Raw genomic sequence first — 23,240 nt, 5'->3', positions numbered from 1 at the left:
AGGGATGAGTGATGGAAAGATCTACACAGTGCGTATCACCGTGGGCCAGGAGGAAACCACTGCAAAGCTCATATACAGCAAGGTAAAAACGCACAACCTGCCCATCTACGCCATCCTGGTACCATCAAAGGTTAAGGGGTATATATTCATCGAGGCGCCAAACAAGAGCGCCGTTGACGAGGCCATAAAGGGAATAAGACACGCAAAAGGAACCCTTCCCGGGGAGGTCAAGTTCAGCGAGATAGAGCACTTCCTTGAAGAGAAGCCAGCAGTCAGTGGCTTTGAGCCAGGGGACATCGTCGAGCTCATCTCCGGCCCGTTCAAGGGTGAGAAAGCCAAGGTTGTCAGAGTTGACGAAACCAAAGACGAAATTGTAGTTGAGCTCATAGGTGCCATAGTCCCCATACCGGTCACGGTGAGGGGCGAATACGTTAGACTTATAAGCAAACACCAAAAGGATTGAAGGACATGATAACCAAGTAAGAGGTGAGAAAAATGCCACAGGTCGTTGAAGTGCTCGTTGAGGGTGGGAAAGCATCCCCTGGACCGCCACTTGGTCCCGCTATCGGTCCGCTCGGACTCAACGTTAAGCAGGTCGTTGATGAGATCAACAAGGCAACCAAGGAATTCGAGGGGATGCAGGTTCCTGTAAAGATCATCGTTGAAGATCCGCAGAAGAAGACCTTCAGAATTGAAGTCGGTGTCCCACCGACCAGCCAGCTCATAAAGAAGGAACTGGGAATTCCAAAGGGTTCAGGCGAGCCCGTTCGCAGTCCAGTCGGAAACCTCACAATGGAGCAGGTCATCAAGATAGCCAAGGCCAAGAGGGGACAGATGCTGGCAGCAAGCCTCAAAGCCGCGGCCAAGGAAGTCATAGGCACCGCCCTGAGCATGGGCGTTACCGTTGAGGGCAAGGACCCAAGGGAAGTCCAGAAGGAAATCGATGAAGGGGTTTACGATGAGCTCTTTGCCAAGGCTGAGGAGGCCAGGTGAGGCCTCTTTTTCAACATAATTTCGGGGAAAACTTTAAAAATACATGGCTCAAGCCATTTTTGGTTCTTCGTTTAACGGCTTAAATCGAGAACGAAAAGAAACGGGAGGGCTGTAAAGTGGCCTTCGACAGGCAGAAACTCGTGGAAGCGGTGAAGGAGGCGAAGGCCCGGGCTAAGCCGCGCAACTTCACACAGACCGTCGAGATGGCAGTCAACCTCAAGGATATAGACCTGAAGAAGCCTGAGAACAGGTTCAAGCTTGAGGTTGTGCTGCCCCACGGTCGTGGGAAGGAGCAAAAAATCGCGGTCATCGCTGATGGTGCCGTTGCCGAGGCGGCTAAAAAGCTCGGGCTTGATGTGTTTAGTGGGGAGCAACTTGAGGAGCTCGCCAATAGCCCAAGGAAGGCCAGAAAGATTGCAAAGGAGTACGACTTCTTCATAGCGACGGCTCCCTTGATGCCGAAGATCGGTAAACTCCTCGGTAAGTACCTCGGTCCAAGGAACAAGATGCCACAGGTCGTTCCACCAACGATGACAAACCTCGAGCCCATAGTGGAGAAACTCAAGAAGACCGTCAGGATACAGCTCAAAGACAACCCGGTTGTGCATGCCCCGATAGGAACCGAGGAAATGGAAGAGGAGAAGCTGGCTGAAAACGCCGAAGCGGTTCTCAACGCAATCATCAACAAGCTGCAGCGCGGGGAGAGCCAGATAAAGTCAGTGTACGTCAAGACGACAATGGGCCCGGCCGTGAAAGTGGAGAGGTGAGTGAAATGGCCCACGTAGCCGAGTGGAAGAGGAAGGAAGTTGAAGAGCTCACCAGGGTCATCAAGAGCTACCCAGTGATAGCGCTCGTTGACGTGGCCGGCGTCCCAGCTTACCCGCTCAGCAAGATGCGTGACAAGTTCCGCGGAAAAGCGATCATCCGCGTGAGCAGGAACACCCTCATCGAGATCGCCATAAAGAGGGCCGCCCAGGAGCTCGGAAAGCCGGAGCTTGCAAAACTCGCCGACTACATACAGGGCGGTGCCGCAATACTCGCCACCGACATAAATCCATTCAAGCTTTACAAGCTCCTTGAGGAGAGCAAAACCCCTGCACCCGCCAAGCCAGGGGCCGTCGTTACAAAAGACGTTGTCATCCCTGGAGGGCCCACTCCAATCGCACCTGGTCCTCTCGTTGGTGAGATGCAGGCCCTCGGGATTCCGGCGAGAATCGAAAAGGGTAAGGTCACCATACAGAATGACTACACCGTCCTTAAGGCGGGTGGAGTCATAACCGAACAGCTCGCAAGGATCCTCAACGCCCTCGGTATCGAGCCGCTTGAGGTCGGTCTCAACCTCCTCGCGGTATACGAAGACGGCATAGTCTACACGCCGGGAGTCCTCGCAATAGACCCGAGCGAATACATCAACATGCTCCAGCAGGCTTACGTACATGCCTTCAACCTGTCCGTCAACACGGCTTACCCGACCAAGCAGACAATCGAGGCAATCATCCAGAAGGCATTCCTCGGAGCGAAGAACGTTGCAGTCGAGGCTGGATACGTTACCAAGGAGACGGTGGAGGACATATTTGGCAGGGCCCTCCGTGCAGTCCTGCTCATAGCACAGAACCTGCCAGGGGAGTTGCTTGACGAGAAGACCAAAGAGCTTTTAAACGCTCAGGCACAAGTGGCCGTTGCAGCTCCTCAGCCAGCAGAGGAGAAAGTTGAGAAGGCTGAGGAGAAAGAGGAAAAGGAGGAAGCTTCCGAGGAGGAGGCGCTCGCTGGACTGGGCGCGCTCTTCGGCTGATTTCCTTTCCCCGTATCCATAACCGTATGAGATAAAAGAAAAGGATGAAGATGATTGGAGGTGCGAAAAATGGAGTATGTGTATGCCGCTCTGCTGCTCCACGCCGCTGGTAAGGAGATAAACGAGGAGAACCTCAGGAAAGTCCTTGAGGCCGCCGGTGTTACCCCGGACGAGGCAAGAATAAAGGCCCTCGTGGCAGCTCTCGAGGGAGTTAACATCGACGAGGTCATCCAGAAGGCCGCCATGCCGGTCGCTGCCCCGGTTGCCGTTGCCGCTGCCGCTCCGGCTGCTGCCTCGGGTGGCGCCGCTGAGGCCGCCAAGGAAGAGGAAGAAAAGAAAGAGGAGGTCAACGAAGAGGAGGCCCTCGCCGGTCTCGGCGCCCTCTTCGGCTGAACTCCTTTTTACTTTTGTCTTCTTTTGGAAAGCGTTATCCCCCTGCTGCCCTGGTAGTTCCCCCGGTATGGATTTCTTGGAGGCTTTTCAAGTCTGATAAAGGCTATCTGAACGAATCTTTCCCCGTATCTGAGCTCAACCGGTTCGTCAGAGGCATTGAACAGCATGAGGGTCAGGTTCCCATCCCATCCCGGGTCGACCCAGGCAAAAGAACCCAGGATTCCCTCCCTCGCCAGACTGCTCCTGATCTTCATGTCTCCCATGATATCGTCCGGGAGCTTCACTCTCTCCAGGGTTAGAACGAGGGCATGGGTTTTTGGAGGTATTACGATTCTGCCCTCCCGCTCGACGTCGATGAACCTGCCGTTTATATAGGCTTCCCTTCCTACCCTCAGGTCATAACCCGCGGGCTGTAGCGAATCCTCCGAGAAGGGCTCAATTAGGATTTCCTTCCTGATTTCCCAGTCTGGGAGCATCATGAAAACCACCGCAAGCTTTATTTTGCTGATCCTTAAAACACTTCCGAGGGCCCGTGGCCTAGGGGATATGGCGCCGGCCTTCGGAGCCGGTACCCGCGGGTTCGAATCCCGCCGGGCCCGCCAGAGGATTTCATCGAGAGCCCCAAAACAGGAAGCTCTGGAAAAGCCTGCCCAGGGAGCACGTTTTAGGGGTTTAACTCCAGACTAACCTTTTCAGACCAGTTTCAACTTCATCAACGACCGAAGGCACCTGGGGAGTGGCACACCCATAAGGGGCAGGATAGTAAAAGCCCTCTTTGAAAGTTATAAAACAGGCACCTCGTTTCCGCCAGCGCTTTGCAAAAAAGGCTTATTTGGGGGTTGTGGGGGCGTTAGCCCCACTCAGGGGGTTTGAGAGTACAGAGAGATAAGGGGGCGGAGCCCCCTTGTCTTTCGTTGTGGTGGGCCCGCAGGGATTCGAACCCCGGACCTCCACCTTGTAAGGGTGGCGTCATGACCGTCTAGACCACGGGCCCGCCCGAATTGAAAAACCGGGAGGCGAATATAAAGCTTTCGCTAAACTTCCTCGAGGATTTCCTCGGGGGCTCCCGCGAACTCGACCAGATACTCTGCCTCCACTATGTGGAGCCTGCCCGGAACGATCAAAACGTGCGGCTGTCCGCCAAAATCCTCGTTGATGAGCTCCCCAACGTAGCCTGCCCTGAGCGTTGGGTTCAAGGAGCCGGCCCTTGCGAGAACAACCACGAGGGTCTCCGGAGTAAAAACTCCCCCTTTCTTCATCTCTTCCACCCTGAGGAGAATCTCCATTGCCTCGTTGGCCGTCATGTAGCGGCCCTGGTCGGCTTTTATGTCCAGGAACAGAAGCGTGTGGAGGTTTCTCTCCCTGTTTTCCCTTATCACATCGTAGTGGCTCGTCGGGAACCAGTTCTTCTCCGGATAGGCAACGGTTGCGCTTTTACCGAACTTATAAATGTGCAACCCCGTTATTGCCACCGCCGAGTATATGCTCGGGGCGTGGACAACGTAGCTCTCCACCCCAGCTTTCTTCGCCCTTATTCTGAGGTCAGAGTGCGTCGTTGCGACCATCGGGTCGCCGGCGGTCAGGAAGGCCACATCCCTCTCCTTCGCCGAGGGGAGGACTATCCTCTCGAAGTTCAGCTCAACGTCTTCCCTGCTGAGCCTCCTTATCGGCTTCCCTATGAGCCCTTCTATCTTCTCTATCGTTGCTCCAGCGAGAAGGGAAGTGTAGAACTCGGCAAAGACCTCGTCGCATCTTCTAGCTATTTCCAGCCCCTTGAGGGTGATGTCCTTCTCATCGTAGAGGCCAAGGCCTATGAAGTAGAGCGCCATCTCGACCACCCTAACCGTTTGGGCAACGCCTTAAAAAAGCTCTCTGGAAAATCAAAGGAGAGAAGAATCAGACTATAAGGGAGACGAGGTCCCCTATGGCCTTCTCGGGGTCTTTGGCCTTCGTAACGCCGCTCGCGAGGAGAACACCAGCGCTTCCAAGCTCCAGGGCCCTCTTGACGTCCTCGCCAGTTGAGATGCCGGCCCCCGTGAGGACTTTAACCTCCGGGTTCACTCTCCTGACGAGTTCCACGGTGCTGGTTATCACCTCTGGCCTGGCCTTGCTGACAGGAATTCCGGTCCCTATAAGTTCGGGAGGCTCAACCGCCACGTAATCCGGGCCGAGGGCCGCCACAGCGGCTGAAACGGCCGGGTTGTTGGAGCAGACCATCGTCATGAGACCGACTTCCTCTGCCCTTCTAATGCTGGCCTCGAGGTCAGCTAAAATCATTCTCCTCTCGGAATGGTTGAGGAGCGTGCCAACGGCGCCGGCTTCTTTAACGGCTTCAGGCAGAACATGCCCGGTGTGGCTTCCCGGCTTTATCGGGTCGATGTGCTGTGCAAAGACAGGTATCTCGACGCTCTCCGCTATCATCCTGAGGTCTGCCAGCTGAGGCGCCACCACTATGGTTATCCCCGTCTCCTTCCAGACCTCCTCGGCGGCCTTCGCTATTCCCAGGGCCCCCTTCCCTGTGGCTTCTATGTAGGCCTTGAAGTTTATCGCTATAATCGGCTCCTTGAGCTTTCCCATGGGTATCACCGGAGGTGTTATGCTTTCTTCCCTTAAACCCCTTTTGGTTATTGCGGTGAGGGATGGCCCCCGTCATTTTCGGAAGAGGCTTTGTAATCACCTACACAAAAGAGTTAAGTATCAGCCGACCGTTATGAACAGGGGGATGGGCATGAACAAGGCTCTGCTCATAATGGCTATCATAACGCTGGCACTGTTCGGCTATGCCATGAAAACGGCCCACATACCGCCAGCAAGCGTTGACTACCGCGAGGTCTTTTATCTCGACAACCGGAGCGTCGTGTTCGTTGAAAAGGACGGCTGGGGCCTCTTTGAGATGGACATAAACCCGAAGGTTAAGGGATTCGAGATACAGATCACCTTCCCCGAGGGGACGGAGTACCTAGTCGAGTACAACGGGGAACAGTGGAAGGGAAGCGACGAGTTCAAAACAACAGTAAGCAAGGGAGGAACCATGTACGTCCACTTCAAGGTCCCCGGCAGTTTAGTTAACTCCCTCTACTACGAGAAGGGCACGGCCGAGATAAGGATATCCCTCGAAAAGCTCCCCTTCTGGAGGGACGACTACACGCTAACCTTGGCCCCGAGGAAGTCCAGCTGATTCAGCTTGCCATCCTTCCAGTTTCTCCTAACCACGCCAGAAAAGGGAGTAAAGGAGGCTCAGCCGAGCCTCTTCTTGACTTCTTCAATGGCTTCCTCGGCCTTGAGGGGGTTCTTTATCCTTCCTTGCGCAAGCTCTTTCCTTCCGCCACCGCCACCGCCTGCTACGCCCGTTATTACCTTCGCCAGCTCTCCAGCGTTGATGTCTAAGGAATCTCCCACGGCAACGACGAAGTGCCCCTCACCGGTGATGAGGATTACCACGCGCTTGTCCTTCCTGAGCTTGTTAGCAGCTTCACGGAGGTCGTCTATCGTCCCTTCGACTACCCTGCCGATGAACTCGATTTCTCCGACCTTCTCTACCCCGCTTTCAAGCTCGTAGACGAGAAGCTTCGCCAGCTCTTTCCTGAGCTTCTCGACCTCTTTCCTTGCTTCCTTCCACTCGTTGAAGAACCTTTCAGCAGTCTCTGGCACCTTCTCGGGCGGCACGCGGAATATCTCCGCTGTCTTCTTGATTATTCCCTCGGTCTCCTGCATCCAGTTTATAGCCGCTTCTCCGGCCGCGAAGATTATCCTCTCCACGCCGTCCTGTATGCGCTCCGTCCTCAGGATTTTTATTGGGCCTATCAGACCAGTGTTAGGCAAATGCGTCCCACCGCATGCTTGCACGTCCCAGTCCTCTATTTTCAGCACGCGGATAACCCTTCCGGGGACGACTCCACCCTGGTAGAGCCTGAAGCCATACTTTTGCTCCGCCTCCGTCCTTGGTAACCACTCCCAGGTGACCTTCCTGTTCTCCATCACGACCCTGTTGGCGAGGCGCTCGATTTCCCTAAGCTCCTCCTCGCTTATGCGCTTGTAGTGGGATATGTCCAGGCGGGCCCAGTCCGTGCTGAGCTGTGAACCGGCTTGCCAGACGTGCTTTCCTAAAACGCGGACAAGCGCGCCCATGAGGACGTGCGTTCCGGTGTGGTGGCGCATGTGCTGTATCCTTCTCTCCCAGTCGATCCTTCCGTGGACTCTGGCCCCTTCCCTGAAGAGCTCCGGCCTCTCGACCCTGTGGAGGATCACCTTTCCGACCTTCTGGACGCTGGTTACCTTAACTTCCTCACCGTCAACAGCTAAAACACCAGTGTCGTAGGGCTGGCCGCCGCCTTCGGGATAGAAGGAGGTAGCGTTGAGAACCACCCAGTCGTCGATTACCTTAAGAACCTCGGCGTCGAACTCCCTCATGAACGGGTCTTCGTAATAGAGCGTCCTCGTATCAGGTAAATCTTTGACCAGCTCGAAGTCCACGACGTATTCCACTGCCTCCGCCTTCCCGGCCTTCTCTGCCTGCTTTGCAACCAGAGTGTAGAAGTTGTCTGGTATCTCGACCCTGACGCCCTCCTTTTCCGCTACCTCTTTGACTATCTCGGGCGTTAGGCCGTGGCTCTCGTAGAAGAGGATGAGCTTCTCGAGCGGTATTTCACCCTTTCCTGCATTCTTGATCTTGGCTATCTCGCGCTTCACGAGGTCGCTTCCCCTCTCCAGGGTCTCCTGGTAGCGCTTTTCTTCAACGTTGATTACATCAAGGATAACATCCTCCATCTCCCTGAACTCCGGGAAGGTTGGCGAGAGCTCCTTTATGTGCATGGCGACGATTTCAGCGAGCGGTATCTCAAGGCCGAGCTCGCGGAGGTGCCTTATGCTCTTCCTGATAAGCAGGCGCGCGAGATAGCCTGCCTTGACGTTGGAGGGGATTACTCCGTCGGCTATCATGAATGTCAGGGCTTTGGTGTGGTCTGCTATGGCGTAGATGAGCTCGTAGGGCCTCACGGCCTTCTCGAGCTCTTCGGCACTTATACCGACGCGCTTTGCCACCTGCTCCCTCAGATAGCGAAGGTCACCCCTGTCCTCTATGTCGAACATCCCGGCGAGGCGGGAGTTCTCCATGAGGATGCGCTCGTCTATCCTCTCTATCCCGGCGAGCTTCTTGAGCGGCTCTATGACGTAGCCCAAGACGGCGTCGTAAGCCGTTGGCGTCCCCTGGCTCATCCAGACGAGCCTCTCAAGGCCGTAGCCGGTGTCAACGACCTTCGTCTCCATCGGCACGTAGAAGTCGCCCTTTATCTCGACCACCTGGCTCGGGTCAGCGTTCTCGGGGGCCTTCTTGTACTGCATGAAAACTAAGGTGGCAACCTCCAGACCGCGGTAGAGAACTTCAAAGGCCGGCCCAGCGTTCCCGCCGCCCGCCCAGGGGTTCTCCTTGAAGGTTATGTCCTCAGCCTTCATGCCCAGCTCTTTGGTGAAGAACTCGAAGGCCAGCTCAACCGTCTCGTCCATCCAGTAGACCGGCTTACCGGGGTAGTTGAAGGCATGGTGGGCCATCATCTCGAATATCGTGAAGTGCCTGCCGGTTATTCCGACGTTGTCTATGTCGGTGAACCTTATTGAAGGCTGGCTTATCGTGAGAGGGTTGGCCGGGGGCTCTGCCTCTCCGCTTATTACCCACGGCTGGAAGTCCATTATGCTTGCCCCAACGAGGAGCACATCATCCCTCCAGCGCGGGAGGACTGGGTAGCGCTTAATCCTCCCATGCCCGCGCTTTTCGAAGAAGCTCAGGAACTTCTCGCGCATCTCGTCGAGGGTGTACCTCTTTGGAATTCCCGGCTTTCCTATGAACTGGTATTCGTCGCACGGCGGATCGCCGCAGGTCTCCCTGTCTGGATCCAGCGTCCAGAAAGGCTTTCCACAGACCTTACAGGTTTTTCTTATCCATCCCTCTTCCTTGAACATCCTCGTTGTCATGTCCATGAGAACCACCCCTCCTTGGGCTACACCAAGAAGAACCACACATTAATTAAGGTTTCCCTCAGTCTTCGACGTTTATGTCCTCGAACTCGTCCTCGTCCACCAGTACTAAGGGCACCTTCAGCTTTTTGAGGAGCTCCAGAATCTGCCTCTCCCTGCGCTCCATCAGTTCCACCTTGTGCCTTAAGCTGGTGTTCTCTATGCTCAGGCTCGTTACCTCTTCGGTCTTCTTCCTGAGCTGCATCCTGAGCTCGATTATCTCCTCCTCAAGCTCCCTGACCGAGAGCTGGAGCCTCTCTATCTCCTCGATATACTCCCTGCAGAGGCGCTCCTTTATCATTTCGGTCAGCCCCGCGAAACCTCCTCACCGCTCAGGGGGCTCCAGACTCATCATCCCTGCGACACAAAAGGTTTTAACCGTTGCCACTTATAAAGGCTGGGGGTCGTTATGGGCGGATTCCTTCAGAAGGTGTTCCAGAGGTGGCGCTCCAAATGCCCCTTCGTGAGGCGCTTTGAGGAGTGGAGGATGAGAAGAAAGGCGAGGGAGTTCAGAGTGAAAAAGGGCTAAACTGAGGCACCTAAAAGCTTCAGGATTTCCTCCACAACCTTTTCCTTCTCAACGACCCTCTGCTCGCCGCTTTCCATGTCCCTTATGGTTACCCTGCCCTCGGCTAAATCTTTGCTTCCAATCAGGATAACGTAGGGGACGCCCAGCTTTCCAGCGTGGTCGAGGGCCTTCCTGAGCTGTCTCCCGGTTAGCTCGATGTCTGCCCTGACTCTGGCTCTCCTAAGGGCGGAAGCAACTTCAACCGCGGCCTTCTTCACTTCCTCTCCAATCGGAACCACGTGGACGTCCGGCCTCAGCTTTGGCTCCGGTATAAGACCTTTCCACTCCAGGATTGGGATTAGGCGTTCGATTCCTATGGCAAAGCCTGTAGCCGGCGTCGGTTTTCCCCCGAAGACCTCTATTAAGTTATCGTATCTCCCTCCACCGCCGACGGAGCCTATTCCGAGGTCGTTCGGTGCTATCGCCTCGAAGACGACGCTCGTGTAGTAGTCAAAACCGCGGGCAATTCCGAGGTCTATCCTTATCCACTTGGAGACGCCGTAGGCGTCAAGCAAATCAACGAGCTCGTAGAGCCGGGTAATTTCGGCCCTGGCATTCTCGCCCGTGAAGAGCTCCTCTGCCTTGGGCAGAACCTCCCCTGGAAGGCCCTTGATTTCGATCAGCGACAGAACCTTCTCAACCCCCTCCCCGCTCAAACCGAACTCTCTAAGAGCTCCGATGAAATCTTCCCTGCTCATCTTGTCCTTCTTGTCTATGAGCCTCATAAGGCCAACATCATCCTTAACGCTGAGCATCTTCGCGAACTCGTCGAGTAAAACCCTGTCGCCGATGTTGACGGTGAAGTCTTCCAGGCCAGTTGCTAAGTAACTCTCAACGAAGAGCGCTATTACCTCCGCATCGGCCTCAACCCTATCGCTCCCTATGAGCTCAACGCCGGCCTGCCAGAACTCCCTGTATCTACCGCTCTGGGGTTCCTCATAGCGGAACATGTTGGCCATGTAGTACCACTTTATGGGTTTTGGGGCCGTCTGGAAGGAGTTCACAAAGAGCCTCGCGACGCTCGAGGTCATGTCCGGTCTGAGCGAGATATCCCTCCCGCCCTTGTCTGGGAAGGCGTAGAGCTGTTTAACGACCTCCTCACCGCTCCTCAGCCTGAAAAGCTCCGTGTACTCAAAGGTCGGCGTGAGAACCTCGTGAAAGTTGTAGCGCTCGAAGACCTCACGGATCCTCTCGAAGACCCACCTTCTCTTCGCCATTTCCTCGGGCAAAAAGTCCCTCGTCCCCTTAACGCGCTCAATCTTCATCCCTTCCACCCCCTGAGAGGAGAGGAAAGTTAGCCGGATACATTCAACAGCCTCTCCGATATCCCGATGACCCCTTCCACCATCATCTGGGCGCCAATCGCCATTATGAAGAGACCCATTATCCTTATGGTCACGCCCAGGAATGTCTTGTTCACCGATTTCATTACGTACAACGCTATGAACATCGAGAGGGCCACTATTACCATCGCTATAGCTGTGGCGGAGAGGGATACCTTATAGCCGTACTCCGCTGTTAGAGTTATGACGGCTGTTATGGCCGCCGGGCCCGCTATGAGCGGCATCGCAACCGGGACTGCAGCCAATGCCAGTATGTCCTTCTCCCTCTTGAGTGTGAACATCCCACCGCTTTCAAGTGCTTCGAGACCTATCTTAAACAGGACGAAGCCGCCGGCTACCTTCAGGGCGTTTATGTCGATGTGAAATATCTCCTGCAGGATTATCTGGCCGGCAACTGCAAAGCTCAGCAGAAGGATGAACCCTATCAGGTTCGCCCTGAGTATGAGGGCTTTTATGTCCTCTATGTCAAAGTCTTCGCGCAGGAGGGCAACCAGGAGTATCTTGTCGCTCGGGTCAATCATGATGAGCATGAGCAGTGCCGAACTGAGTATCGTGGAGAGCTCGCTCATGGCTAAACCTTCAGAAACCCCTTTAAAAAGCTATGCCAACTTTCGAAGGCGATGACGAGACCGGCACTGGCTGAAGCGTGATGAGCACTCGGTTGGCGGAGCTGCTGTGATGGTCGTCGTGAAGCAGGCACGAAAACGCCGATGTCGGGGCAATAAGCTATCCCCCATAATCCTTTGAGAACGCCCACTTCAGCAGGAAGGGCGTTACTATGCTTGTTATCAACACCATGGTCACGGCTATGGCGAAAGTCCCCCTGTCAAAGACGCCCTCGTCCAGGGCGATGTTGGCCATTATCAGACCAACCTCCATGCGGGGTATCATGCCGACACCGATCTGGAGGGCTTCCTTGGGCTTGAAGCGGGAGACGAGCGCCCCCAGGCCACATCCGAGTATCTTACCAAGGATTGCTAAGGTCGAGTAGACGAGTGCAAAGGTTCCAGCGTAGGTCAGAACATGGATGTCGCTCTCTATCCCGATGCTGACGAGGAATATCGGAATGAAGAGGGAGTAGCTTATCGTCGTTGTCTTGGTGTTTATCTCCCTCGCCTCCTCCGTACTGGCAACCAGGATTCCAGCGAGATATGCCCCGGTTATGCCCGCTATCTGGAACTGCTCCGCGAGATAGGCAAATATGAGCATTATAGCTATTGCGAAGGCAGTGACAGTTTCGGGAAGGGTTATTTTTTCCGAGGCTTTGAGGGCCCCTTTAACGGCAGGATGCCCCACCAGGAGGCCCAAGGCAAAGTAAACCACGACCTCGCCGAGTATGATCATCAGGTCCTTTGCATAGATGCTTCCGCGGGTGTTTATGCCAACCAGTATCGTGAGCACGATTATACCGAGCACGTCGTCCACTACCGCAGCTGCTAAAATCGTCGTTCCTACCTTCGTGCGGAGCTTCTTCATCTCCATGAGTACGCTGGTGGTAAGACCGACGCTGGTGGCAGTTAGAACGCCGCCCAGGAACATGGCCTGGACACTTGAGTAGCCCCAAGCAATGGCACCGAGGTAACCGAAGATAAAGGGCACGAGGACGCCGAAGGAGGCTATTATAAACGCGGGAACGCCAACGTGCTTGAACTCCTCAACGTCAGTCTCAAGGCCCGCCAAAAACAGGAGCATGACGACTCCCAGCTCCGCCAGGAGTTTTACTCCCTCGTCGTAGCCCACCAGCCCGAGGACTGAGGGCCCTATGAGGATTCCACCGATGATCTGGCCGAGGGCCGCTGGAAAGCCGAGGCGAATGCTCAGGTAGCCAAACAGCTCGGCAACTATGAGTATCAGCGCGAGCTCAAGGAACACGTCCATGATTATCATCCCTGTGCGCTTATTCTGAGGACTACGTTGAAACTATGCGTATCAGACGGATTATGTCCTTAACCTCCAGGAGGCCGCGAACGCGGTTCTCATCGTCAACAACGGGAAGGTGGTGCTTCCCGGTTTCAAGCATCAGCTTTACGGCCCTCCCGAGGTCATCGTCAACGTGAATGGTAATTGGTTTCTTAACCATTATGTCCCCCACGCACGAAGCCCGGCTCAGGGAGTACTTTTTCAGCAGGTTAATCCCGACTATGGAGTACTTCCCGGGGGGTTCAAAGAGGTGGAGGAGGTCCTTCATGGTTATAAAGCCGAGGAGCCTTCCATCGTCGTCAACGACAACGGCCGAGCTCTCCTCCCCCTCAAGGTTCTGTACGAGCTTTGAGAGCGAATCATCGGGGCGGAGTGTGAGGAATTCCCTGTCCATCACCAGCTTCACGGGCACCTTTGAGATGTAACGGATGTTGTGGCTGAGCTCCTCCTTCCTCTTCATCTGAATGAGCCGCCTCTTGCTGTGGATTATGTGTATCTTTTTGGCCTTTGCCGAGGAGGCCCTGGAAGTTTTCTCGGCCATGTTCCCCCACTGAGAAAATACCAGCGCCGGGGCGTTTAAAGGTTTCGGGGCCCAAAAGATAAGGGACAGGGAGGTTAAAAATAGAAGAAATCACTGCCTCCTGAAGAGCAGGAGGGCACCAAGGGCAAGAGCCACACCCACCGCGACGTTGCTGAAGAACGGGACCTGGTTGGTCTCGCTGACCTCCGTGAAGTCCGGGAGGTACTCGCTTCCCATGACAACCCTATTTGTAGTGTCACTCCAGGCGATTATGTAAGCCCCGGGCGAGCGGGCGGGCTTCGCTGCCACTGCCGGATATCTGAAGTTCTTTCCGCTCTCCGCCATAACATAGTCCCCATCGTAGTTCCCCGTAAGCGGGTTCCCATCCCTGTCGAGGAGCTGGACAACGATCTCGTAGTTTCCACCGCTGCTCTCCAGGTTCTCATAGACAAAGACTATGTAGCCCCCCGTACTGTTTTCAACGAAGTCCATTGCTCCCCCACCGTAGGCCCTGTAACCCCTGGAGAACGGATTGCTCTCCGAGCCCACGTTTATGCCGTCTTCACCGATTGTAACCTTTCCTTGTGTACCACTTGTAATCAGGCTCATACCCTATCACGAAACCGTCACCGGGTGACGCTATGGCCGCCCCGTAAATCGTTTTACTGTTAAGGACTGTCGCCACGCGGATACTTGTCTTATTAAGTGTCCCATTCTCGTTAAGCATGAAGGCGAGGAAAGAGGCGCCGTGGATGGTTGTAGTACCAATTTTAGTACTGTTCCGGAGGAAAACCCCGAAGTAACCAGTTGCCGGGTCGTAAGCTATACTGGTGTAGTGAATGGCACCAGAGAAGTTGTACAGAAGACCGCTGTCCTTCACCTTTCCAGTCTTGTCGAAGACCGTGTAGTAGAGGTTCTGGTAGATGCCAGTGCCATACCCCTCATAAACCGCTACGAAGTAGCCGTTCCCGTATGCCGCTGCGATCCAGTCGGTCTTGTTTTGGGTGTTTAGTTGTATAACGTCCGTTATGAATGAACCATCGTATCTCAGCAGCCTGGCGTAGGGATAGTTGTCTCCTCCCTTCCAGACGACGAGGTAAACGTTATCCTCCGCCTGACTGTTGTCTATCTTTGAGGACGCCACCGCAGTGTTATTGGCACCGCTATTATATATCTGAATCACATCTCCTGCGGGGGTGTTGGTCCTCACGTAATAGAGCCTACCAAAGACGCCACTGGAGTTGCTCCACACCACAAGGTAATAGCCATTATCGTAGCCGTCGGTGGCAACGGAGACGAAGCTTCCATTCCCGTGGGTGTATATCGCAAGGGCTGGACTGGCCATTAGAACTATTAAAAACAGCGGTAGCAACTTTCTCCAGGACATTGAGACCACCACAAGCTATAGGAAAATATTTATTTAAATCTTATCCCTCCCGCCGGGAAATAGATCCCCAGGTGTCAAGCCCGGGCAATCAACGTTCACCCGCAAACATGCCAGAAGGTGGGCCCGTTGTTACACATGTCCAAGTCAAAAAACCTTTTTAAGGCAACAGCAATAAACACGAAAAGGGAAATATGGTTTCTGACAACGGAAGCGGAAAGGTCTACGACGTTGTGATTATCGGAGCCGGCCCGGCAGGGCTTTTCGCGGCCTATGAACTAACAGAAAGGAGCGATTTCAGGATTTTAGTCATCGACGAGGGGGGAGACGTCGACCAGAGGAAGTGCCCGATGTACGAGCTCGGCCACTGCATAGGTTGCCAGCCCTGCCACATAATGAGCGGCGTCGGAGGAGCTGGCGGGCTGAGCGACGGGACAATAAACCTCCGCCCCGACATCGGGGGCGATTTGAGGGAGTTCACCAACGACGAAAACTACGCCTGGCAACTCGTCTGGGAAGTTGACCAGATTTTTCTGAAGCATAAATCACCAAGGAACCTCTTCAAGGGAGACCCCGAGCAGGTTCGCTACTGGGAGCGGAGAGCGGCGCAGGCTGGAGTGAAGTTCATTCCCATAATCCAGCGCCACATCGGCTCGGACAGGACGCCTGAAGTCATAGGCGACATAAAGAGGCACCTCGAGGGCAAAGGTGTGGAGTTCCTCCTCTGGACCAAGGCTTTGGAGTTCGGTCAGGGATGGGTCAAAGTCAAGCGCGGAAAGGACATCTTTGAGATAAAGGCTCGTTACATAATCGTCGCACCCGGAAGGGGTGGGGCGGAGTGGTTCCACGACGTCGCCCAGAAGATAGGCATGAAAGCCAGACACGGGCCCATCGACGTCGGCGTCCGCGTCGAGGTTCCAGCAATAGTGATGGAGCCCATAACGAGCATAAACCACGACCCCAAGTTCCACATATACACCGACACCTACGACGACTTCGTAAGAACCTTCTGCACAAACCCGTACGGTTTCGTTGTTGAGGAGCGCTACGACGGCTACGTTGGGGTAAATGGCCACTCCATGCACGGGAAGAAGAGCAACAACACCAACTTTGCCTTCCTGAGCAGGATAGAGCTGACGGAGCCGGTTGAAGATACTACCTCCTACGGGAGAAGCATAGCCCAGCTGGCAACGACCATAGGCGGGGGGAGGCCGATACTTCAGAGACTCGGCGACCTGAGAAGAGGAAGGAGGAGCACTTGGGCAAGGATAAAGAGGAGCGACGTCGAGCCAACCCTGAAGCACGTGACACCGGGTGATATAGCGATGGCCCTGCCCCACAGGGTTGTCACCAACATCATAGAGGGCCTCGAGAAGCTTGAAAGGGTCCTTCCTGGGGTTGCGAGTGACCACACACTTCTGTATGCGCCAGAAATAAAGTACTACGCGATGAAGGTTGAGGTAGATGAGAACCTCGAGACGAGCATTGAGGGCATCTTTGCGGCCGGGGATGGCGCCGGGCTTAGCAGGGACATAGTTAACGCCGCCGCGACCGGCCTCCTGGCTGCGAGGGGAATACTCAAGAAGGAAGGCCTGTACACCGAGAAGGACTTCAGGAAGCCCGGGAACTGGAGGGAAGCCATTGAAAACCTCAGTTAATTTTTTAACCCCTTTTGCCAATATTTTTTGAGTGACTCAGCATGGGAAAAATCGCCAAGCTTTTTGGGATTGTGTTTTTGTTATTTGTTCTCTGGCTGGGGTATGTGGGCTACTCCGTTAGCCAGGGCATTTCGGACTTACATGCTCAGTGGGGCCCCGTCAGCGAGGAGAGAACTTCTATAGAGATAAACGGCTCTTTTAAAAGACCGCTCTACGCTCCCGTATCACTGAAAGATGCAGAAGTAATTTTCATGAACGAGACTGTGGCAAAGCTAAGCAGAATGGGATACTCACCCACCTCACCCGAATTCAGCGGCGAAATAACGATATTCAACGGGAAAATGGTGGACGCGATTCTCAAATACCTGGAAAACAACGAAAGCGGGGAGATGGTGGTAAAGATAGTCCCGGCCCTCTTTGGGATCCTTTCAACCAAAATTGAAGTTCCAGTCCCGGTTGAGGAAAAGATACTGGAGAGCATCCACCTGACTGCGGAGAGTTACGAGATCGCTGGCATTCCAGGGGCTAAAACGCCAGAGCTCAGGGATACCGTGGTAAGGTACGACGGGAGAGAAGAAGACAAAGCGGTCTTCAGCACGGTTCTGATACTGTATAACCCAAACCCTTACCCGCTTTTACTGGCAGAAACCTCTTACAGGGTGTGGATCAACGACATAGAAGTTGCCCTCGGTGAAGGCGAGGGGAACGTTGTTATTCCAGCGGGGGGAACCGTTGAAGTGCCGGTTAAGACGTACGTAAATGTCTCTTCACTACCAAGGGTATGGGCCCTGCACGTCGAAAATGGAGAAGAGAGCACCATAAAGGCCAAACTCTATCTCAGAATCCGGCTGGATATACCCCTGGTCGGAGCGAGAACCGAAGACGTTGAGCTAACCACCATTGAAAAGACCGTCAAAACCGACATCATGGGTCAGATAAACTCTAATCTTCCCGGGCCCAACACTTAAAAGCGCATCCCCTTTTCCATATTTTGGTGGGGCACATGAAAATGGTTAGAGAGATCCATTCGCTTCTCAACAGGATCTGGGAAGATATTTTCACCCTCAACGAGGAACTCAAGGCCGAGCTCCCGGGCAAGGGTTTCAAGGTGGAGGACGTCGAGGAGGTATTCGGGGCTTACATCTTTCTGGACGGCGAGTGGGAGGAGATGAAATACCCCCACCCGGCCTTCGAGATAAAGCCCCAGATTGAAGTCGGTGCCACACCGGAAAGTTACTACTTCGTCGTTGCAGTTCCGAAGGAAAAGGTGAGCGAGAACTTCGTTGAGCTGTTCACCGAAACCTTCCGCAGGAGCTTCATATATGGTGCGGAGGACTTCCTGAACGACGTCTACAACTGGAGGCGCGACGAGGGAGTCTCGCCGGGTGAAATACTTGAGAAGATATCCGATAGCGACGAGAGGGTCTTCCAGTTCGAGGCCAACTTTGAAAGCGCCGAAGAGCTAAAGGAGGGCATTTACAAACTCATAGACTTAGGCAAGCGCTTTGGGATTTTCAGCCTCTGAGGTGTCGCTATGGGCTACGAGGAAGCCTTTCCAGGTGAGCTGAGGGAATACTATCGGGGCCTCTTCGGAAGCGAAGCGGATGAGATAATGGCCTCCCTCAGAACTCCGGTGGAGAAGTACTACATAAGGGTGAACACACTCAAAACGAGCCGTTCGAAGCTCATGGAGGTACTGAAAAAGGAGGGCCTGAAACCGAAGAGGAGCCCCTACCTCAAGGAGGGTATATACTTCGAGAGGGAAGGGCCCAACTTCGATGACGATTACAACCCGGGCCTTAAAAAAGTCGTCGCCAATAAGTTTGCGGCGGAGAGCGTTTACCAGGGGGCCATGCTCTACGCACCGGGGGTTCTGAAGGCGGATGGAGACATAAAACCCGGTGACGAAGTGGAGATAAGGGATCCAAGGGGCCTTTTGGTCGGAGTTGGGATAGCGAGGATGAGCGCGAAGGAAATGGCTACCTCAACGAGGGGATTGGCGGTCGAGGTGACCCTCCCCAAGTTCAAACTTCCAAGTCTGAGCGAGCTGGAGTCCTTTAGGGAGGGCCTGTTCTACGCCCAAAGCCTGCCTTCGATGGTAACCGCGAGGGTTCTTGAGCCGGGCGAGGAAGATCTGGTCATAGATATGGCCGCCGCCCCCGGCGGAAAGACCGGTCACCTAGCTCAGCTCATGGAGAACAGGGGAGAAATAATCGCCATAGACAAATCCAGGAACCGGCTCAAAAAGATGGAGGAAGAGCTGAACAGGCTGGGCGTTAAGAACGTTAAGCTGCTCCACATGGACTCCAGAAAGCTTCCCGAGCTGGGGATAAAGGCCGATAAGATCCTCCTCGATGCACCGTGCACGGCCCTGGGAATAAGGCCAAAGCTCTGGGAGAGCAGAACGCCGAAGGACATAGAGGCCACGGCCAGGTATCAAAGGGCCTTCATCTGGGCGGCCATAAAGTCCCTCAAGAGGGATGGCGTCCTCGTTTACTCCACCTGCACGATAAGCTACGAGGAGAACGAAGCAAACGTGAAGTTCATGCTCGAAAAAGGCCTAAAGCTCGAGGAGCAACCGCTATTCATAGCCTCCCCGGGGATTGGAATCGAAGGAGTCCAGAGGTTCTACCCCAACAGGCATATGACGCAGGGCTTCTTCATAGCCAAGCTAAGGAAGGTGTAAGGAATGGAGTGGAAAAAAGCGCTACCCTTCCTCGCGGGCCTTGCGGTAATATTGGCCCTCGTCTGGTGGGCTGGAACCGAGGAGGTGCTCACAATACTCAGCGGAGCCAGCTCAACATGGCTGGGGGCGGCTCTGCTTGCCTATCTGGGGGGTGTAATAACCTGGGCCCTTAGGTGGCATGTTCTGCTCGAGGGAGTCGGGGTTAAAGCAAGGTTCAGGGACACTCTTGCGGCACTGTTTGTGGGAATACTCTTCAACAACATAACTCCAGGCGCCAGAGGCGGAGGGGAAGCCATCAGGGCCTACTACCTTGCAAAAAGGATAGAGCCATCATACGGAAGAATACTCGCGAGTATCACAGCGGACAGAATCCTGGATCTAATCCCGGTCATGGTTATGATGCTCTTCTCAATGTTCTATGCCTACTGGAAAGGGGTCTACTCCCTCTTCACCCTGCTCCTTCTCCTCAATGTTATCATCATTTCCCTCACAGGGCTTGCAACCGTCATAATGGCCAGCGAGAGCAGAATGAGAAAGATTTTGTTCGGGCTTTTCAGGTTACTGGCAAGGGTAATGCCCTCGAGGGTGTTAAAGTATGAGGAAAAATTCGGCCAGCTCGTTGAAACGAACATACCTCACTTCACAAACGGCCTGAGAACAATATCACGGGACAGAAAAACGTTCACAGTGGCCCTGGGATACTCGTTCCTCACGTGGTTCTTTGTACTCCTCAGGAGCTACTTCATCTTCATAAGCCTGAGCCACCGGGTGAGTTTCACCGATGTGATGGTAGTCCAGATGATAGGGACTGCGGTCGGACTAATAAGCATTATTCCAGGAGGCGCTGGGTTGATAGAGGCGGTCACCGCGGGATCCTTTGTCCTGCTGGGGATAACAAGGGGGATGGCGGTAACTGCGAGCATTCTGGACAGAATAATCTCGTTCTGGCTTCCATTGGTAGCGGGAATTATCTTCGTTGCAAAGTTTGGTTTAAAGCCTAAAACCGCCTCTTTAGGCGGAGAGGATACCTCGGATAAATCTCGTGGGAAAAACGGATGAACTTCGTCTTTCTGGGGGATTTCCTTATTTTTATCTCTGCTTCCGGCTCAAGCCTCGTGTAGAACTGTCCGTCCACCGCGAGAATAAGCTCCCTCTCAGGAGGGAGAGAAATTACCTCAATTTCGCTCGTGGAGGGGACGACAATTGGCCTGGAACCCAGGGCTATCGGGTTCAGAGGGGCTATCACAAAAAGCTCCAGCCGGGGATCAACGAAGGGCCCACCGGCGGAGAGGGAATAACCCGTTGATCCAGTGGGGGTCGCTATTATGATCCCATCCGCCCTGAACTCATCCGCTAGACCACCATCAACATAGTATTTTAAGTGCACTATCTTGCCCGGAATTCCCGTGAGTATGGCGTTCTCGTTGAGAGCATCCGGGATAACGTTTTCCCCGTTTATGTAAGTCCTCAGCTTCATCCTCTCATCGATGTAGTATTCTCCCTCGAGAAACCTGCTGAGGGCAAAAAAGGTCTCGTGGGGCTCAACCTCCGTAAGAAAACCCAGGGTACCCATGTTGATGCTTAGTATCGGAAAATCCCTCTTTGTCTTGTGCTCCACTCTGAGTATCGTACCGTCTCCACCTATCACGATTATTACATCCACGTCGAACTCCTCGAGCGGAAGAACCCTCCCCGGGTCAAACTGGGGAAGGTTCTGGTACGTTTCTGAATCAACTACTACATCGTAACCGCTAATCCTGAGGAAGTCGTACACCCTGTAGGCAAGTTTTAGGGCCTCCTCTTTGTCCCTGCGGGCGACTATCCCGAACTTCATGGAACTCCCTTAGAGGAAGTTGTCCCAAACATCTTTAAGGCTTTTGGAAGCAGTTAGAACGAAAATTCAAACAAACCATCGAGAAATACCCATCCCAAAAAGGAGGTGAAAGTATGGCCGGACTGTCTTTCTTCTTCTATCCAAAAAGCGTTGCCGTTTTTGGATCATTTAAAAGAGGTGCCATAGCCTACGAGATCCTCAGGAATATCGTGGAGGGCGGCTTTGAGGGGAGAATCATTCCGGTCAGCCTGAAGGGTGAAACCGTTGAAGTCGCTGGAAAGACCTTCAAAATCCGGGAAAGGCTTGATGAGCCAGTTGATGTTGCAATAATAGCTGTCCCAGCTAACATCGTTCCCGCTCTGATAGACGAGATTGGCCCGCTCATCAGGGGTGCCGTCGTTATAAGCGCGGGCTTTTCTGAGGTTGGAAACATTGAGCTGGAGCGCGAGCTGGTTGAAAATGCGAAAAAGCACGGCGTCAGAATAATAGGCCCCAACTGCGCCGGAATCTTCGGCGTCCACGGGAAGTTCTTTGGCTCCTTTGAGGTCCGCGTAAAGCCAGGCGGTTTGGCCCTGATCAGCCAGAGCGGGGCCTTTGGAGGAGCCGCTTTGGCGATGGGAAACGAGGGGGGAGTGGGCTTCTCGGCTTTCGTAAGCTATGGAAACGCAGCTGACCTCAACGAGAGCGACTTTCTCGAATACTTCGCCGACGATGAGAACACAAAGGCGATAGCCCTCTACATAGAGGGGGTTAAGGACGGGAAGCGCTTCATGAAAGCGCTCAGCTACGCGGCAAGCAAAAAGCCGGTCATAGTACTCAAGGCCGGAAAGAGCGCGAGCGGCGCCAAAGCTGCGGCTTCCCATACCGGTTCCCTCGCGGGAAGCTATGAGATTTACCGCGCAGTATTCAGACAGGCCGGCGCCATAGAGGTCGAGGAGATGGAGGAGCTCTTTGACGCTGCCAAGGCCTTTGAGATGTATCCAAAAACGGGGAAGAGGGTGGCAGTGATAACCAACTCCGGCGGGCCGGGCGTTTTAGCAACGGACAAGCTGGAAAAGCTCGGCCTTGAGATGGCTAAGCTTAGAGAGGAAACCGTGCAAAAGCTCCGCTCCTTCCTCCCTCCCCAGTGCTCCGTCAAGAACCCCATTGATCTGATAGCCGATGCAGACTACGAAAGGTACAGGAGAACCATTGAGACTGTTTGCAGGGATGAAAACGTTGACTCTCTCCTCGTGATATGCGTGCCGCCGATATTCATCCCGAGCGAGGAGATAGCTAAGGCAGTAATCGACGCTGAGTGTAACAAGCCTTTGATAGTGAACTTCATGGCTGGAGAGCTCGTCAGGAATGGGGTTAAGCTGCTTGAGGAAAAAGGGATAAAGAACTTCCCAACGCCAGAAAGGGCGGCAAAGGCTCTGAAATGGCTCTCACTCCGATGATTTTTTCCTTTCGAATATCTCTTTGATGCTGTCAAGGACCCCTGTCTTGGCGAAGATTATGAGCGAACCCCTGTCCGGGAGCCTGGTGTCACCGGAGGGGATTATCAGGGTACCCTTTTTGTCGTATATGGCGACTATCAGAGAGTCCTTCGGAAGGTTTAGTTCCTTAACGGACTTTCCAGCGACCCAGCTCTCCGGAGTTACCTCAAACCTGACTATCTCGGCCCCCTCCTTCGGGAAGAGCACCCTGTCAAAGCCGGGGCTTGTTATGCTCCTGGATATGTACTCAGCCGCTATCTCTTCCGGGGAGATTATAAAGTTGAAGTACTTCTTCAGATCCTGAAGCTGCTCGAATATCTTCTTGTTCTTCGGGTTGCTAATCCTGAGCGCGGTGTATATCTCAGGGTTCAGGTTCTTTGCCAAGATGCAGGCCAGAAGGTTTGCATCGTCCTTTCCAGTCAAGGCCGCGAAGGCATCCGCCTGCTTTATGTTCGCATCTTCAAGGATTTTTGGGTCTGTGGCGTCTCCTTCAATGACGAGGCCGTTTATAAGGAGGGAAAGCTCCTGAGCCCTCTCGCTGTTCTGCTCTATCACGGTAACATCGTGTCCCTCACTCTCCAGTAGCCTGGCAACCAGGTATCCAACCCTACCGGCGCCCATTATGACCACGAACATCCCTACCACCTATCGAGTAGTAGAAA

25 protein-coding genes and 2 tRNA genes are annotated in these 23,240 nt (G+C 54.1%); 13 read left to right on the top strand and 14 right to left on the bottom strand.

The window, feature by feature from the left end:
- The first annotated feature begins 4 nt into the window (after positions 1 to 4).
- The 5 genes from ACZ47M_RS08295 (at position 5) to rpl12p (ending at position 3,178) form a co-directional block, all read left to right on the top strand.
- Positions 5 to 463: a transcription elongation factor Spt5 gene (locus ACZ47M_RS08295; protein ID WP_010479903.1), complete on the top strand. Its 459-nt coding sequence runs from the start codon at positions 5 to 7 to the stop codon at positions 461 to 463.
- A 32-nt stretch (positions 464 to 495) separates the two neighbouring features.
- The gene (locus tag ACZ47M_RS08290) at positions 496 to 993 is read left to right on the top strand and encodes a 50S ribosomal protein L11 (RefSeq protein WP_315341973.1); all 498 of its coding nucleotides are present in this window, start codon (positions 496 to 498) and stop codon (positions 991 to 993) included.
- Positions 994 to 1,109: 116 nt separating this feature from the next.
- Entirely contained in the window at positions 1,110 to 1,760 is a 651-nt protein-coding gene (locus ACZ47M_RS08285; protein ID WP_315341976.1) for a 50S ribosomal protein L1, read from the top strand.
- Positions 1,761 to 1,765: 5 nt separating this feature from the next.
- Positions 1,766 to 2,785, top strand: coding sequence for a 50S ribosomal protein L10 (locus tag ACZ47M_RS08280; RefSeq protein WP_315341979.1), 1,020 nt, complete (start codon positions 1,766 to 1,768; stop codon positions 2,783 to 2,785).
- A 69-nt stretch (positions 2,786 to 2,854) separates the two neighbouring features.
- Positions 2,855 to 3,178 (top strand): 50S ribosomal protein P1, encoded by a 324-nt coding sequence (gene rpl12p, locus ACZ47M_RS08275; RefSeq protein WP_315341981.1) that lies wholly within the window; start codon positions 2,855 to 2,857, stop codon positions 3,176 to 3,178.
- An 8-nt stretch (positions 3,179 to 3,186) separates the two neighbouring features.
- Here rpl12p and dcd read toward each other — a convergent pair whose 3' ends face one another.
- Positions 3,187 to 3,657: a dCTP deaminase gene (dcd, locus tag ACZ47M_RS08270; RefSeq protein ID WP_315342293.1), complete on the bottom strand. Its 471-nt coding sequence runs from the start codon at positions 3,655 to 3,657 to the stop codon at positions 3,187 to 3,189.
- A 47-nt stretch (positions 3,658 to 3,704) separates the two neighbouring features.
- Between dcd and ACZ47M_RS08265 the strand changes: the two genes are divergently transcribed.
- Positions 3,705 to 3,780, top strand: a tRNA-Arg gene (locus tag ACZ47M_RS08265).
- Positions 3,781 to 4,095: 315 nt separating this feature from the next.
- Here ACZ47M_RS08265 and ACZ47M_RS08260 read toward each other — a convergent pair.
- The 3 genes from ACZ47M_RS08260 to tpiA form a co-directional block, all read right to left on the bottom strand.
- Positions 4,096 to 4,172, bottom strand: a tRNA-Val gene (locus tag ACZ47M_RS08260).
- Positions 4,173 to 4,212: 40 nt separating this feature from the next.
- Positions 4,213 to 5,007, bottom strand: a complete 795-nt coding sequence (gene dph5 / locus ACZ47M_RS08255; RefSeq protein ID WP_315342296.1) for a diphthine synthase — start codon at positions 5,005 to 5,007, stop codon at positions 4,213 to 4,215.
- A gap of 67 nt (positions 5,008 to 5,074) precedes the next feature.
- On the bottom strand, positions 5,075 to 5,755 hold the full coding sequence (gene tpiA / locus ACZ47M_RS08250) for a triose-phosphate isomerase (RefSeq protein ID WP_315342299.1): 681 nt from the start codon (positions 5,753 to 5,755) through the stop codon (positions 5,075 to 5,077).
- Between the two features lie 145 nt (positions 5,756 to 5,900).
- On the opposite strand from tpiA, the gene ACZ47M_RS08245 reads away from it, so the two are divergent.
- Positions 5,901 to 6,356 (top strand): hypothetical protein, encoded by a 456-nt coding sequence (locus ACZ47M_RS08245; RefSeq protein ID WP_315341984.1) that lies wholly within the window; start codon positions 5,901 to 5,903, stop codon positions 6,354 to 6,356.
- A 59-nt stretch (positions 6,357 to 6,415) separates the two neighbouring features.
- On the opposite strand, the gene alaS is transcribed toward ACZ47M_RS08245, so the two are convergent.
- From alaS to ACZ47M_RS08205, 8 genes are all read right to left on the bottom strand, one after another.
- On the bottom strand, positions 6,416 to 9,151 hold the full coding sequence (gene alaS / locus ACZ47M_RS08240) for an alanine--tRNA ligase (RefSeq protein ID WP_315341986.1): 2,736 nt from the start codon (positions 9,149 to 9,151) through the stop codon (positions 6,416 to 6,418).
- A 58-nt stretch (positions 9,152 to 9,209) separates the two neighbouring features.
- Positions 9,210 to 9,488, bottom strand: a complete 279-nt coding sequence (locus ACZ47M_RS08235; RefSeq protein ID WP_315341988.1) for a hypothetical protein — start codon at positions 9,486 to 9,488, stop codon at positions 9,210 to 9,212.
- A gap of 224 nt (positions 9,489 to 9,712) precedes the next feature.
- Entirely contained in the window at positions 9,713 to 11,020 is a 1,308-nt protein-coding gene (gene hisS, locus ACZ47M_RS08230) for a histidine--tRNA ligase (RefSeq protein WP_315341991.1), read from the bottom strand.
- A gap of 29 nt (positions 11,021 to 11,049) precedes the next feature.
- Positions 11,050 to 11,667 carry a MarC family protein gene (locus tag ACZ47M_RS08225; protein ID WP_315341993.1) on the bottom strand — a complete coding sequence of 206 codons (618 nt, stop codon included), beginning with the start codon at positions 11,665 to 11,667 and terminating at the stop codon, positions 11,050 to 11,052.
- Positions 11,668 to 11,824: 157 nt separating this feature from the next.
- Positions 11,825 to 12,976, bottom strand: a complete 1,152-nt coding sequence (locus ACZ47M_RS08220; protein ID WP_315342303.1) for a cation:proton antiporter — start codon at positions 12,974 to 12,976, stop codon at positions 11,825 to 11,827.
- Positions 12,977 to 13,007: 31 nt separating this feature from the next.
- Positions 13,008 to 13,559 (bottom strand): CBS domain-containing protein, encoded by a 552-nt coding sequence (locus ACZ47M_RS08215; protein ID WP_315341995.1) that lies wholly within the window; start codon positions 13,557 to 13,559, stop codon positions 13,008 to 13,010.
- A 90-nt stretch (positions 13,560 to 13,649) separates the two neighbouring features.
- On the bottom strand, positions 13,650 to 14,147 hold the full coding sequence (locus ACZ47M_RS08210; protein WP_315341998.1) for a hypothetical protein: 498 nt from the start codon (positions 14,145 to 14,147) through the stop codon (positions 13,650 to 13,652).
- Entirely contained in the window at positions 14,101 to 14,934 is an 834-nt protein-coding gene (locus ACZ47M_RS08205) for a hypothetical protein (RefSeq protein ID WP_315342002.1), read from the bottom strand. Before ACZ47M_RS08205 ends, ACZ47M_RS08210 begins: the two co-directional genes overlap by 47 nt.
- 182 nt (positions 14,935 to 15,116) lie before the next feature.
- Here ACZ47M_RS08205 and ACZ47M_RS08200 point away from each other — a divergent pair, with 182 nt between their 5' ends.
- The 5 genes from ACZ47M_RS08200 to ACZ47M_RS08180 are packed head-to-tail and all read left to right on the top strand — an operon-like array spanning position 15,117 to position 20,325.
- Positions 15,117 to 16,580: an NAD(P)/FAD-dependent oxidoreductase gene (locus ACZ47M_RS08200; protein WP_315342004.1), complete on the top strand. Its 1,464-nt coding sequence runs from the start codon at positions 15,117 to 15,119 to the stop codon at positions 16,578 to 16,580.
- A 41-nt stretch (positions 16,581 to 16,621) separates the two neighbouring features.
- A complete protein-coding gene (locus ACZ47M_RS08195) occupies positions 16,622 to 17,548 on the top strand; it encodes an LEA/WHy family protein (RefSeq protein ID WP_315342007.1) in 927 nt (308 codons plus the stop codon).
- Positions 17,549 to 17,583: 35 nt separating this feature from the next.
- On the top strand, positions 17,584 to 18,105 hold the full coding sequence (locus ACZ47M_RS08190) for a DUF3201 domain-containing protein (protein WP_315342306.1): 522 nt from the start codon (positions 17,584 to 17,586) through the stop codon (positions 18,103 to 18,105).
- A 9-nt stretch (positions 18,106 to 18,114) separates the two neighbouring features.
- A complete protein-coding gene (locus tag ACZ47M_RS08185; RefSeq protein WP_315342010.1) occupies positions 18,115 to 19,266 on the top strand; it encodes an RsmB/NOP family class I SAM-dependent RNA methyltransferase in 1,152 nt (383 codons plus the stop codon).
- A gap of 3 nt (positions 19,267 to 19,269) precedes the next feature.
- Positions 19,270 to 20,325, top strand: coding sequence for a lysylphosphatidylglycerol synthase transmembrane domain-containing protein (locus ACZ47M_RS08180; RefSeq protein ID WP_315342012.1), 1,056 nt, complete (start codon positions 19,270 to 19,272; stop codon positions 20,323 to 20,325).
- Here the strand turns inward: ACZ47M_RS08180 and ACZ47M_RS08175 are convergent.
- Complete coding sequence (locus tag ACZ47M_RS08175; protein WP_315342015.1) at positions 20,264 to 21,100, bottom strand: NAD(+) kinase; 837 nt, start codon at positions 21,098 to 21,100, stop codon at positions 20,264 to 20,266. The genes ACZ47M_RS08180 and ACZ47M_RS08175 overlap by 62 nt on opposite strands.
- 122 nt (positions 21,101 to 21,222) lie before the next feature.
- Here ACZ47M_RS08175 and ACZ47M_RS08170 point away from each other — a divergent pair, with 122 nt between their 5' ends.
- The gene (locus ACZ47M_RS08170) at positions 21,223 to 22,539 is read left to right on the top strand and encodes an acetate--CoA ligase family protein (protein ID WP_315342309.1); all 1,317 of its coding nucleotides are present in this window, start codon (positions 21,223 to 21,225) and stop codon (positions 22,537 to 22,539) included.
- Here the strand turns inward: ACZ47M_RS08170 and ACZ47M_RS08165 are convergent.
- Positions 22,528 to 23,214 (bottom strand): potassium channel family protein, encoded by a 687-nt coding sequence (locus tag ACZ47M_RS08165; protein WP_315342017.1) that lies wholly within the window; start codon positions 23,212 to 23,214, stop codon positions 22,528 to 22,530. The two genes, ACZ47M_RS08170 and ACZ47M_RS08165, sit on opposite strands and share 12 nt — an antisense overlap.
- Positions 23,215 to 23,240: the final 26 nt, after the last annotated feature.

Source organism: Thermococcus waiotapuensis (assembly GCF_055384795.1).
Note: the sequence above shows the minus strand (reverse complement) of the source record. Positions and strands in the feature narration are given on the sequence as shown.

Coding starts and splice junctions, on each gene's coding strand:
- ACZ47M_RS08190 (WP_315342306.1), top strand. CDS start 17,584: ATGAAAATGGTTAGAGAGATCCATTCGCTTCTCAACAGGATCTGGGAA.
- ACZ47M_RS08245 (WP_315341984.1), top strand. CDS start 5,901: ATGGGCATGAACAAGGCTCTGCTCATAATGGCTATCATAACGCTGGCA.
- ACZ47M_RS08215 (WP_315341995.1), bottom strand. CDS start 13,559: ATGGCCGAGAAAACTTCCAGGGCCTCCTCGGCAAAGGCCAAAAAGATA.
- ACZ47M_RS08210 (WP_315341998.1), bottom strand. CDS start 14,147: ATGAGCCTGATTACAAGTGGTACACAAGGAAAGGTTACAATCGGTGAA.
- dph5 (WP_315342296.1), bottom strand. CDS start 5,007: ATGGCGCTCTACTTCATAGGCCTTGGCCTCTACGATGAGAAGGACATC.
- dcd (WP_315342293.1), bottom strand. CDS start 3,657: ATGATGCTCCCAGACTGGGAAATCAGGAAGGAAATCCTAATTGAGCCC.
- ACZ47M_RS08235 (WP_315341988.1), bottom strand. CDS start 9,488: ATGATAAAGGAGCGCCTCTGCAGGGAGTATATCGAGGAGATAGAGAGG.
- ACZ47M_RS08180 (WP_315342012.1), top strand. CDS start 19,270: ATGGAGTGGAAAAAAGCGCTACCCTTCCTCGCGGGCCTTGCGGTAATA.
- rpl12p (WP_315341981.1), top strand. CDS start 2,855: ATGGAGTATGTGTATGCCGCTCTGCTGCTCCACGCCGCTGGTAAGGAG.
- ACZ47M_RS08225 (WP_315341993.1), bottom strand. CDS start 11,667: ATGAGCGAGCTCTCCACGATACTCAGTTCGGCACTGCTCATGCTCATC.
- ACZ47M_RS08175 (WP_315342015.1), bottom strand. CDS start 21,100: ATGAAGTTCGGGATAGTCGCCCGCAGGGACAAAGAGGAGGCCCTAAAA.
- alaS (WP_315341986.1), bottom strand. CDS start 9,151: ATGGACATGACAACGAGGATGTTCAAGGAAGAGGGATGGATAAGAAAA.
- ACZ47M_RS08185 (WP_315342010.1), top strand. CDS start 18,115: ATGGGCTACGAGGAAGCCTTTCCAGGTGAGCTGAGGGAATACTATCGG.
- ACZ47M_RS08165 (WP_315342017.1), bottom strand. CDS start 23,214: ATGTTCGTGGTCATAATGGGCGCCGGTAGGGTTGGATACCTGGTTGCC.
- ACZ47M_RS08200 (WP_315342004.1), top strand. CDS start 15,117: ATGGTTTCTGACAACGGAAGCGGAAAGGTCTACGACGTTGTGATTATC.
- ACZ47M_RS08290 (WP_315341973.1), top strand. CDS start 496: ATGCCACAGGTCGTTGAAGTGCTCGTTGAGGGTGGGAAAGCATCCCCT.
- hisS (WP_315341991.1), bottom strand. CDS start 11,020: ATGAAGATTGAGCGCGTTAAGGGGACGAGGGACTTTTTGCCCGAGGAA.
- ACZ47M_RS08295 (WP_010479903.1), top strand. CDS start 5: ATGAGTGATGGAAAGATCTACACAGTGCGTATCACCGTGGGCCAGGAG.
- ACZ47M_RS08220 (WP_315342303.1), bottom strand. CDS start 12,976: ATGGACGTGTTCCTTGAGCTCGCGCTGATACTCATAGTTGCCGAGCTG.
- ACZ47M_RS08195 (WP_315342007.1), top strand. CDS start 16,622: ATGGGAAAAATCGCCAAGCTTTTTGGGATTGTGTTTTTGTTATTTGTT.
- tpiA (WP_315342299.1), bottom strand. CDS start 5,755: ATGGGAAAGCTCAAGGAGCCGATTATAGCGATAAACTTCAAGGCCTAC.
- ACZ47M_RS08280 (WP_315341979.1), top strand. CDS start 1,766: ATGGCCCACGTAGCCGAGTGGAAGAGGAAGGAAGTTGAAGAGCTCACC.